The following is a 10,250-nucleotide window of genomic DNA, read 5'->3' on the forward strand; positions in this document are numbered from 1 at the left end:
AGCGGTGCCTGCGGGAACCTCGGTTCAATCCGTGGTGCTGACCTCCCAGGTCGCGTGCCGCACGCCGGGTTGATGCTGCAGGTCGACCACCACGGCATTCAATTCGTTGGGCTCGACCGCGGTCGAGACCAGCGTCGCCACGATCTCCAGGAAGTCGTCGCCGGCCTCGACCACGTCGACATCGGCGACCGGATAGTTCGCGGCCTCCAGCTTCTCGACCAGGCGGTCGCGCATGTCGGGCAGTGCCTCGGGAGTCACGGCGAGCTTGAAGTAGTAGGTCGCCTCCGAGGCCTTTTCGTTCAGAGGGATGCGGTTGATGGCGTTGACCAGCGGACGCAGCAGCGTGTTGCCGGCGATCACGAACACGGTCAGCGCCGCCGCCTGCGCCACGAGGTCGGCACCGGCGCAGGAGCCGACCGCGGCCGAGGCCCACAGCGTCGCCGCGGTGTTGAGGCCGCGCACGTCCATGCCCTGCTTCATGATGACGCCGGCGCCGAGGAAGCCGATCCCCGACACCACATAGGCGATCACCCGGACCGCGCCGTCGGCGCCGGCCAGATGCATCGCGAGGTCGACGAAGGCGGCAGCGCCGACCGCGACCAGCACGTTGGTGCGCAGACCCGCGGTGCGCTGCCGGTACTGCCGCTCGGCGCCGATCAGGGTGCCAAACACAAAGGCCGTGGTCAGGCTGACCAGCGTGTCGATGAAGTCGGCGAGCTGGAACGTGGTGAGAAATCGCATGACGCTGCGGCCCCGGCGCGAGCTTCGTCTTTTGACGCGTTTTCTTCGCTCGAAAACGCCTCGTCTGCCGCGATCTCTTACATTTCCACGATGCCCGCGTCACCATCTTCCGTGCCGAAGGCGAGCAGCGTGCCCTTGGCATTCCATCCGAGCGCGGACACCGCCGTGCCGGCGTTCCGGCGCACCAGGATCTCGGCGCCGTCCTCTAGGCGGACCATCAGCACGGTACCGTCGGCATAGCCGACCGCCATGATGTCGTTCTTCGGATGGCAGGCGACCACCGCGACCCGCGCCGGCATCGGCGCCAGCATCGCCGGCTCCTTGCCCATCGGGCCGTCCTTGCTGGTGAACGGCCAGACGATCACGGTATCGGCGCCCGAGGTCGCGAGCCCCTTGCCGCCGGCGCTCCATGACATCGAGCGGACGCGGCCGGGATAGCCGCTCATCCGCATGTGCCGGTTGTCGGCGAGGCGCCAGCCATGCATCGCGGGTTCGTGCATCGCGGTGACGAGGAATTTGTTGTCCGGGCTGAACATGACGGCGAGATGCGAGCCGGCCCATTCCAGAAACTCCGGATTGGCCGCCATGTTGGGAAACCACAAGGTCACGCCGTTGTAATGCGCGATCGCGAGCCGCAGGCCCTTCGGCGCAAAGGCAAGTCCGCCGACTGTCGACGGCACCTCGAAGGTTTTCTCTTCGCCCTTGGGATTGCGCACGAAGGCGGTCTTGCCCGCCGACCATGCCACCGTGCCGTCGCTGTGCAGCGCGACGTTGTCGATCCAGCGCCGCTTGGCGTCGGTCGCAATGACAGAAGTCTCGCCCTTGGCATCGATCGCGATCAGCTTGCCGTCGTCACCGCCGGTGACGAGCCGCTTGCCGTCGGAGGCGACGCACAGGATGGCGCCGAAATGCGTCTCCGTCCGTGTGATCTCGCCGTCGGCGGTCGCGATCGCAACACCCTCCTCGGCGCCGACGAAGAACGCGCGGTCGCCGAGGAAATGCACCGACCCCACCGCCGCGCCGAGCGGCAGCGGCTTGACGCGGTCGGTGATCGAAACGATGGAAGAAGGGGCCTCGCCCGGATCGAACTCTTTCATCACGTGGTGATGCACTGCTCGAAGCCGTCGCGGATCGCCTGCTCGGGCAGTTCGCGACCGATGAACACGACACGGCTCTCGCGCTTCTCGTCGTCCTTCCATTTCCGCTGATGATCGCCCTCCAGCATCATGTGGACGCCCTGGAACACATAGCGGTCGTCATCGCCGGTGAAGGCGAGAATGCCCTTCGAGCGCAGGATCTTCTGGCCCTCGGTGGCGACGAGCTGCTGCAGCCATGGCATGAACTTGGTCGGGTCGAGCGGCTTCTCCGAGCGCAGCGACAGCGATTGCATGTCCTCGTCGTGATAGTGCTTCAACCCGCCATGGCCATGGTCGTGATTATGGTGGTGGTGATGATCATGGTCATGATGATCGTGATCATGGTCGTGATCGTCGCCGGCCTCGAGGAAATCCGGCTCGATCTCCAGGATGCGGTCGAGATCGAACGCGCCGCGCTCCAGCACGTCGGTCAGCCCGACCTGGCAACGCTCGGTGCGGTGCAGCTTGGCATAGGGATTGATGCCGCGGATGCGGGCTTCGACCTCGGCGAGCTCGGGCTTGGAGACCAGGTCGGTCTTGTTCAGCACGATGACGTCGGCGAACGCGATCTGGTTCTTGGCCTCCGGCGCGTCCTTGAGCCGGTCGCTCAGCCATTTGGCGTCGGCGACGGTCACGACCGCGTCGAGCCGGGCGTTCTTCTGCACGTCCTCGTCGACGAAGAAGGTCTGTGCGACCGGCGCCGGATCGGCAAGGCCGGTGGTCTCGACGATGATGGCGTCGAACTTGCCCTTGCGCTTCATCAGGCCGTCCATGATGCGGACGAGGTCGCCGCGCACGGTGCAGCACACGCAGCCATTGTTCATCTCGAACACTTCCTCATCGGCGCCGATGATGAGGTCGTTGTCGATGCCGATCTCGCCGAATTCGTTGACGATGACGGCGTATTTCTTGCCGTGGTTTTCCGACAGGATGCGGTTCAACAGCGTGGTCTTGCCGGCGCCGAGATAGCCCGTCAGCACGGTCACAGGAATTTTTTGCGAAGCTTCAGCCATAACAACTCCGAAGGAACTTGAATCACGGCACTCAACCCGGCAAGGAGGCCCCTGCCCTACTCGGCGAGCGCGCTGGTCAGGGCCTTTATATTGTGCCTGACCATATCAATGTAAGTGGGTGCATCGCCCTTTTCGGCCGTCAAACCGTCCGAATACAGGGTGCCGCCGACCCGGGCGCCGGTCTCGGCCGCGATCCGCTCGATCAGGCGGGGATCGCTGATATTTTCGAGAAAAACTGCCGGAATTTTCGCAAGCTTGATCTGGGCGATGATCGCGGCGATATCGCGCGCGCTGGGCTCGGAATCGGTGGACACGCTGAGCGGCGAGAAGAACGTGACCCCGTAGGCATCGGCGAAATAGCCGAAGGCGCCGTGGGTCGAGATCACCTTGCGCCGCGCCTCCGGCACTTTCGCCACCGCTTCGTGTACCTCGCGGTCGAGCGCCTCGAGCTTGGCCAGATAGGCGTCGGCATTGGCCTTGAAGATCGTCGCCTGGTCGGGGGCCACGGCGATCAGCCCGTCGCGAATATTGACGACATAGATCTTCGCATTGGCCACGGATTGCCAGGCATGCGGGTCGTCATGGCCGCCCATTTTCCGTGGCATGATCCCCTTGGTCGCCACCGCGACCAACGCCTTGCTGCCCGAGGCCTGCAGCAGCCGCGGCATCCAGCCCTCGAAGCCGAGGCCGTTGATGACCACGAGCTTGGCGTCGGCGACCTTCCTGGCATCCGCCGGCGTCGGCGCGTAGACATGCGCGTCGCCGTCGGGCCCGACCAGCGCGGTCACGTCGACATTATTACCGCCGACATTGCGCACCATGTCGGCGAGGATCGAGAAGCTTGCGACGACGTTGATGCGCTCCGCGGCGCGCGCCGGTCCGCTCGCCAGCAGCAGCGCCAGACCAATCAAACCGAACAATCGCCGCATCGTACTCACGCCTCGAGATGGCGGCCGGGAAACAGCTGCCGCACCAGGCCGCTGACATTGCCGAAAAGCAGCGACACAATATAGAGCCCCGCCGCGACCAGGATGATCGCGGGGCCGGAAGGAATCCGGGTCTGGTACGACAGCACCAGCCCGGCATAACCAGACACAATCGCGCTCGCGACCGCGATGCAGATCATGGTGGTGATGTCGCGCGACCAGAACCGCGCGATGCCCGCGGGCAGGATCATCAGCCCGACGCCGAGCAGCGTGCCCAGCGCGTGGAAGCCGTTGACGAGGTTAACCACGACGAGTGCGAGGAAGGCGAGATGCGCCGGCGCGCCGGCCCGGCTCACGGTGCGCAAAAAGACCGGATCGACGCATTCGATCACCAGCGGGCGATAGATCACCGCGAGCACCAAGAGCGTAAGGGTGGCGTTGAACGCGATCACCAGCAGCGTCTGATCGTCCATCGCCAGGATGTTGCCGAACAGGACATGCAGCAGGTCGATATTGGTGCCCTTGATCGAAACAATCGTGACGCCGAGCGCAAGCGAGACCAGATAGAAGGTCGCCAGTGAGGCGTCCTCCTTCAATTCGGTGGTACGGGCGACAAGGCCCGCGAGCAGCGCCACCGCAAAGCCGGCGATCAGGCCGCCGGTCGTCATCGCGAACAGATTGAGCCCGGACAGCAGGAAGCCGATCGCAGCCCCCGGCAGGATCGCATGCGCCATGGCGTCGCCGACCAGGCTCATCCGCCGCAGCATCAGGAACACGCCGATCGGCGCACCGCCGAGCGACAATGCGATCACCGCCGCCAGCGCGCGGCGCATGAACTCGAATTCGGTGAAGGGCGTGACCAGCGCGTCGGATAGCATCGGCGTCAGGCAGCCCGCGAGCGTGGATCGGCGGCGCAGGCCGCGGCGCTGTCGTCGAACGCCTCGCACATCCGCATCGCGACCATCAGATTGTCCGCCGTCAGCGCCTCGGCGGTCGGTCCCCATTCCACCGGGCCGCGCGCCAGCAGCAGCGTCTCCGGGAAATTGTTGCGCACCATGTCGAGGTCGTGCAACGCCGCCAGCACCGTGCGCCCCTCGCCGTTCCAGCGCTTCACCAGCGCCAGCAAATCGGCTGATGTCTTGGCATCGATGGCGTTGAACGGCTCGTCGAGCACGATCAGACGGGCGTCCTGCAACAGCACGCGCGCGAACAGCATGCGCTGGGTCTGGCCGCCGGACAGCGTGCCGATCGGGCGGTTCTCGAACCCGTTGAGGCCGACCGCGGCGAGTGCCGCCAAAATTTTCTCGCGCGCGGCCTTGCCGATGCCGACGAAGAATCCGGTCGAGCGCCACAGCCCGGTGCCGACAAAGTCGAACACCGAGATCGGGAAGCTGCGGTCGATGTCGGCAGACTGCGGCAGATAGGCGATGTCGCGATGATCCAGCCCGTCGAGATCGATCACGCCGGACAGCGGCTTGAGCACGCCGGCGATGCCGCGCAGCAGGGTCGACTTGCCGGCGCCGTTCGGGCCGATCACGGCGAGCAGCGCACCCGCCTCGACGGCACCATTGAGATGATGCACCGCCGGGTGGCGGTCGTAGCCGAGCGTGACGTCGCGGAAGGTAACAAGAGCAGCCACGGGTCTCACCTCATCGCCAGCCAGACGACCGCCCACAGGCCGGCGCTGACCGCCAGCGCCGCGAGCAGCCGGGCCGGCACGGGCATGCGCAGGATCGACCAGTGCGCGGCCTGCGCCGGATGCGCGTGCGGGCCGTGGCTGTGCCCGTGGGGGGCGTGGCCGTGATGGTGGTGGTCGTGGGTGTGCATATGCGCCATGGAACGACTGTTATATTATAACATAACGCGAGTCTACAAACGAGGAACTCATGGCCGATCCGCAAAACCGTGGATTTGAGCTGCGGCGGCCGAGTGACCCCGGTCGACGGCTTTGCCGGAAACCTGCCTCGACGGGAACCGTTGGCTACCTGCGCCGGAGCGAAGGCAGACCCGTGCGCAGTTCTCTCCGGCGTCGTCCTGGCGAAGGCCGAGACAACGGCGAATCCGTGGTGCAGATTGTGAGGCACACCCGCGCGTCTCAGATTCAGTGTCGTAACCACCGATCGGCGGGTGAGGAAAATACCGGCGGACGGCCTTCGGCGACGGAGAGACAGCCCCTATGCGACCAGCACATAGACTAGCACGGCAGCGGTGATCGCCATCCAGACGAGCGAGAGACGGAAATACAGCAGGTCCCGATTCATGGGCGGGAGCGTACACGCCCGCGCTGACACCAACCTTTCACCAGGTTAAGGCATCTCGGATTTGTTCACTAAGCACGCCAGCGGAATGGATTAGTGGTCGGCACGCCGAAAGACACAGCCCCGGCCCTCAATACATGAACATGGCAATCGCCATGAGGATGACCGGGCTTAGCCCCATCAGCACGACAAACACGCTGTAAAGTAGGTTGCCCATAACGCCGCCCTACGTTGGAAGGGGAGGCTATGCCGGGAGGAACTCGGCAAGCCAGTGCAGTTTGTGCCAGCGGTGTTCGGGCTTCTGGAATTATCGAGTTATCTCCAGCACTTAGCTGGGCGCTCCCGTAATACTACGGGGGCGACATGGCTCAGGCAGAGAAGAGGGCGACGAGCGCCACCACCGCCAAAGCGGTAGCAACGCACCCTGCGATCATGACCCAGTCCTGACGCTTCGCCATGCCGGACAGGCTCATCCCCGCCGTCGCTGGCCGCGTTGACCTAGGTCAACCGGCCAAAATCATTCGTCGGCCGTCGAGGCATCACGCAACGAGGCAGCCTCACGCCTCGCGCGCGTAACTTTTCAACCTTGCCTCGAGCACCGCGATCACCTGGTCGCGGACCGGATCGCGGGAGCCTTTCAGCCAGGCGGCGGCGAGCGGCAGGCGGCCGGCGCTGCTGCCGCGCTTCAGGCGGAGCGGCACAAAGCGGACGCCGGGGATCGCCATCCGCGCGGTCCAGCGCGGCACGATGGCAACGCCGAGCCTTGCTGCGACCATGTTGACGATGGTCTGCTTCTCGTCGGCGATCTCCTGGATGCGCGGCGTCAGCCCGGCCTCGTCGAACAGTTTTGTCGTCAGATCGTGGCTGTGCGGCCGCGAGCGGCGCTCCGGCACGATCAAGGGCTGATCCGCGATGTCGGGCAGCACGATCTGCTTGCGCCGCGCCAGTGCGTGCTTGTGCGACAGCGCCACCACGGCGGTCTCCTGCAACAGCGGGACAAACTCGATGCGCCGGTCGGGCCGCTCCGGCGGGCGCACGAACGCAAGGTCGAGCGCGCCCGACAAGAGCTTCGGCAGCAGGCGGATGGTCTTCTCCTCGAGCAGTTGCACCGCGACGTCCGGATGCGCGGCACGGAGGTCGCGCAGCAACGGCGGCAAGAGGCCGGCCGCGGCGCTGTCGATCGCGCCGATCCGGAACCGCCGCGCCTGTGGCTTGCGCAGGCGGCGACGAAAGCCGTTCTCGATCGCTTCGGCGCGGCCGAGCAGCGCGCGGCCCTCGCGCAGCAGCAAAGAGCCGTCCTCGGTCAACGACACCGCGCGCGTGGTGCGCGCGAACAGCCGCACCCCGAGATCCTCTTCCAAGAGCTTGATGTGGCGGCCCAGCGCCGACGGCATCATCTGCAGGCGCTGCGCGGCGCGGCCGAAATGCAGCTCCTCGGCAGCCGCGACGAAGCAGCGAAGCTGGTGCAGTTCCAAGCTGATTCCTGTGCGTTCCGAGCCGCCGTTGCCGACTGCGGGGATTATATCATTTTTTTGTATAAACCGGCGCGGGTTGAAGCGAAAGGGCGCGAGCTTCTAGGCTTTCCGATGGCGCGCTACAGGCGCCGTCCCAACAAACAAGACGAACCCGGGGAAGAAGCCCATGGAAAGCGAGCTTGGCACGCGCGTATTGCGCAAGATCTCACTGCGCATCGTGCCGTTCATCATGCTGCTGTACTTCGTGGCCTTCATCGACCGCGTCAATATCGGCTTCGCCTCGCTGACCATGAACAAGGACATCGGCCTGTCGCCGACCGTCTATGGCTTCGGGGCCGGTATCTTCTTCTGGGGCTACTTCCTGTTCGAGGTGCCCTCCAACATCATCCTGCACAAGATCGGCGCGCGGATCTGGATCGCGCGGGTGATGATCACCTGGGGCCTGGTCTCCGCGGCGATGGCGCTGGTGCAGGGCGCGACCAGCTTCTACGTGCTGCGCTTCCTGCTCGGCGCTGCGGAGGCCGGCTTCTTCCCCGGCATCATCCTCTATCTCTCCTATTGGTTCCCGGCGCGGCAGCGCGCCGCCGTCACCGCGCTGTTCATGGCGGCGGCGCCGCTCTCGACCGTGCTCGGCTCGCCGCTCTCAGGTGCGCTGCTGGAGATGGACGGAATGCTCGGCTTCAAGGGCTGGCAATGGCTGTTCGTGCTGGAGGCGGTGCCCGCCGTGCTGCTCGGCTTCGTCGTGCTGGGCTTCCTGACCGACCGTCCGGAGCAGGCCAGATGGCTTGCCGACGACGAGCGCGCCTGGCTGGTCAAGACCATGAAGGCCGAGACCGACGGCAAGGCCTCAACCGCGAGCCACAGCATCTGGCGCGGCCTCGCCGACCCGCGCGTGCTGGCGCTGGCGCTGGTCTATTTCGGCACCTCGGCGGGGCTCTACACACTTGGGGTGTGGGCGCCGCAGATCATCAAGGCGTTCGGCCTGTCGTCGATCCAGGTCGGCTTCCTCAATGCGGTACCGGCGACGGTTGCCGTGATCGCGATGGTGTTGTGGGCGCGGCATTCCGACCGCACCGGCGAGCGCACCTGGCACGTGGTGCTGGCCTGCCTGATGGCCGCGGCGGGACTTGCGCTTGCCGGGCTGTGGACCGGCCTTGCCGCCGTGATCGCGGCGCTGACGCTGGTCAATATCGGCATCTCCTCATCGAAGCCGCCGCTATGGAGCATGCCGACCACGTTCCTGTCGGGCTCGGCCGCGGCGGCCGGGATTGCCACCATCAACTCGATAGGCAATCTCGGCGGCTTCGTCGGGCCGGCGATGATCGGCTGGATCAAGGAACGCACCGGCAGTTTCGAAGGCGGCCTCTATTTCGTCGCCGGCCTCCTGGTGCTCTCGGCCGTGCTCACGCTGCTGCTGTCGCGCGCGCAGAGCGCACCGGCACAATCCGAACCGCAACCCAATCCCGTGCGAACTCACTAACTGATCCGGAGACAACCCATGCGTACCCATTCCATCGCCGCCATCCCCGCCGACGGCATCGGCCCCGAAGTGATCTCCGCGGGCGTCCGCGTGCTGGAGGCTCTCGCAAAACGCAGCGGCGACATCAGCTTCAACGTCAAAACCTTCGACTGGGGCTCGGCCTATTACAAGAAGCACGGCGTGATGATGCCGGCCGACGGGCTCGCGGAGCTGAAGAACTTCGACGCGATCTATTTCGGTGCGGTCGGCGCGCCTGATGTGCCGGACCACATCACGCTGTGGGGCCTTCGCCTGCCGATCTGCCAGGGCTTTGACCAATACGCCAATGTGCGGCCGACAAAGATCCTGCCCGGCGTCGCCTCGCCGCTGCGCAATGTCGGCGTCGGCGATCTCGACTGGGTGATCGTGCGCGAGAATTCCGAAGGCGAATATGCCGGCATGGGCGGCCGCGCACACAAGGGCCTGCCGGAAGAGGTCGGCACCGAAGTCGCCGTCTTCACCCGCGTCGGCGTCACGCGGATCATGCGCTATGCGTTCCAGCTGGCGCAGTCGCGGCCGCGCAAATTCCTCACCGTGGTGACCAAGTCGAACGCGCAGCGCCACGGCATGGTGATGTGGGACGAGATCGCCGCCGAGGTGGCGAAGGACTTCCCCGACGTCACCTGGGACAAGATGCTGGTCGACGCCATGACGGTGCGGATGACGCTCAATCCGAAGAGCCTCGACACCATCGTCGCGACCAATCTGCACGCCGATATTCTCTCCGACCTTGCCGGCGCGCTGGCCGGCAGCCTCGGCGTCGCGCCGACCGGCAACATCGACCCGCAGCGCCGCTACCCCTCGATGTTCGAGCCGATCCACGGCTCGGCCTTCGACATCACCGGCAAGGGCATCGCCAACCCGGTCGCGACCTTCTGGACCGGTGCGCAGATGCTGGAGCATCTCGGCGAGAAGGACGCCGCGGCCCGCCTGATGGCGGCGGTGGAGAAGGTGTGCGCCGCCGGCGTGCTGACGCCCGACGTCGGCGGCAAGGCGACAACCAAGGAAGTGACCGATGCGGTGATCGACGCGATCCATGGATCGAATGTGTGAGGGGGCGGTCGCCATCCGCGAACTCCGTCCGCCTCTCCCGCTTGCGGGGGAGGCCGACGCGCAACGCGCGACGCGAAGCGTCGTCCGGAGCGCGGCGGGTGGGGGCTCTCTCCACAGCGTGACTCGCGG

The 10,250-nt window shown here is 65.8% G+C and carries 10 protein-coding genes; 2 read left to right on the plus strand and 8 right to left on the minus strand.

Annotated elements, in window-relative coordinates:
* Positions 1-24: 24 nt before the first annotated feature.
* From AC1VNY_RS31075 to AC1VNY_RS31110, 8 genes are all read right to left on the minus strand, one after another.
* Positions 25-741, minus strand: a complete 717-nt coding sequence (locus AC1VNY_RS31075) for an MgtC/SapB family protein (RefSeq protein WP_038384367.1) — start codon at positions 739-741, stop codon at positions 25-27.
* 77 nt (positions 742-818) lie between these two features.
* A complete protein-coding gene (locus tag AC1VNY_RS31080) occupies positions 819-1,838 on the minus strand; it encodes a WD40 repeat domain-containing protein (protein ID WP_482408015.1) in 1,020 nt (339 codons plus the stop codon).
* Positions 1,838-2,890 carry a CobW family GTP-binding protein gene (locus AC1VNY_RS31085; protein ID WP_482408016.1) on the minus strand — a complete coding sequence of 351 codons (1,053 nt, stop codon included), beginning with the start codon at positions 2,888-2,890 and terminating at the stop codon, positions 1,838-1,840. Before AC1VNY_RS31085 ends, AC1VNY_RS31080 begins: the two co-directional genes overlap by 1 nt.
* A 56-nt stretch (positions 2,891-2,946) precedes the next feature.
* Positions 2,947-3,819: a metal ABC transporter substrate-binding protein gene (locus AC1VNY_RS31090; RefSeq protein ID WP_482408017.1), complete on the minus strand. Its 873-nt coding sequence runs from the start codon at positions 3,817-3,819 to the stop codon at positions 2,947-2,949.
* 5 nt (positions 3,820-3,824) lie between these two features.
* On the minus strand, positions 3,825-4,694 hold the full coding sequence (locus AC1VNY_RS31095) for a metal ABC transporter permease (RefSeq protein WP_028341367.1): 870 nt from the start codon (positions 4,692-4,694) through the stop codon (positions 3,825-3,827).
* Positions 4,695-4,699: 5 nt separating this feature from the next.
* Entirely contained in the window at positions 4,700-5,455 is a 756-nt protein-coding gene (locus tag AC1VNY_RS31100) for a metal ABC transporter ATP-binding protein (RefSeq protein ID WP_482408018.1), read from the minus strand.
* A gap of 5 nt (positions 5,456-5,460) precedes the next feature.
* The gene (locus AC1VNY_RS31105) at positions 5,461-5,652 is read right to left on the minus strand and encodes a hypothetical protein (protein WP_482408019.1); all 192 of its coding nucleotides are present in this window, start codon (positions 5,650-5,652) and stop codon (positions 5,461-5,463) included.
* A gap of 979 nt (positions 5,653-6,631) precedes the next feature.
* A complete protein-coding gene (locus AC1VNY_RS31110; RefSeq protein ID WP_482408020.1) occupies positions 6,632-7,549 on the minus strand; it encodes a LysR family transcriptional regulator in 918 nt (305 codons plus the stop codon).
* Between the two features lie 166 nt (positions 7,550-7,715).
* On the opposite strand from AC1VNY_RS31110, the gene AC1VNY_RS31115 reads away from it, so the two are divergent.
* Positions 7,716-9,029 (plus strand): MFS transporter, encoded by a 1,314-nt coding sequence (locus tag AC1VNY_RS31115; protein ID WP_482408021.1) that lies wholly within the window; start codon positions 7,716-7,718, stop codon positions 9,027-9,029.
* A gap of 18 nt (positions 9,030-9,047) precedes the next feature.
* Positions 9,048-10,121 (plus strand): tartrate dehydrogenase, encoded by a 1,074-nt coding sequence (locus AC1VNY_RS31120; RefSeq protein ID WP_482408022.1) that lies wholly within the window; start codon positions 9,048-9,050, stop codon positions 10,119-10,121.
* Positions 10,122-10,250 lie beyond the last annotated feature (129 nt).

The organism is Bradyrhizobium ferriligni (assembly GCF_056837965.1).

What these genes read in the sequence shown, in the direction of transcription:
- AC1VNY_RS31075 (WP_038384367.1), bottom strand. Translation starts at nt 741, where the DNA reads ATGCGATTTCTCACCACGTTCCAGCTCGCCGACTTCATCGACACGCTG.
- AC1VNY_RS31080 (WP_482408015.1), bottom strand. Translation starts at nt 1,838, where the DNA reads ATGAAAGAGTTCGATCCGGGCGAGGCCCCTTCTTCCATCGTTTCGATC.
- AC1VNY_RS31085 (WP_482408016.1), bottom strand. Translation starts at nt 2,890, where the DNA reads ATGGCTGAAGCTTCGCAAAAAATTCCTGTGACCGTGCTGACGGGCTAT.
- AC1VNY_RS31090 (WP_482408017.1), bottom strand. Translation starts at nt 3,819, where the DNA reads ATGCGGCGATTGTTCGGTTTGATTGGTCTGGCGCTGCTGCTGGCGAGC.
- AC1VNY_RS31095 (WP_028341367.1), bottom strand. Translation starts at nt 4,694, where the DNA reads ATGCTATCCGACGCGCTGGTCACGCCCTTCACCGAATTCGAGTTCATG.
- AC1VNY_RS31105 (WP_482408019.1), bottom strand. Translation starts at nt 5,652, where the DNA reads ATGGCGCATATGCACACCCACGACCACCACCATCACGGCCACGCCCCC.
- AC1VNY_RS31115 (WP_482408021.1), top strand. Translation starts at nt 7,716, where the DNA reads ATGGAAAGCGAGCTTGGCACGCGCGTATTGCGCAAGATCTCACTGCGC.
- AC1VNY_RS31120 (WP_482408022.1), top strand. Translation starts at nt 9,048, where the DNA reads ATGCGTACCCATTCCATCGCCGCCATCCCCGCCGACGGCATCGGCCCC.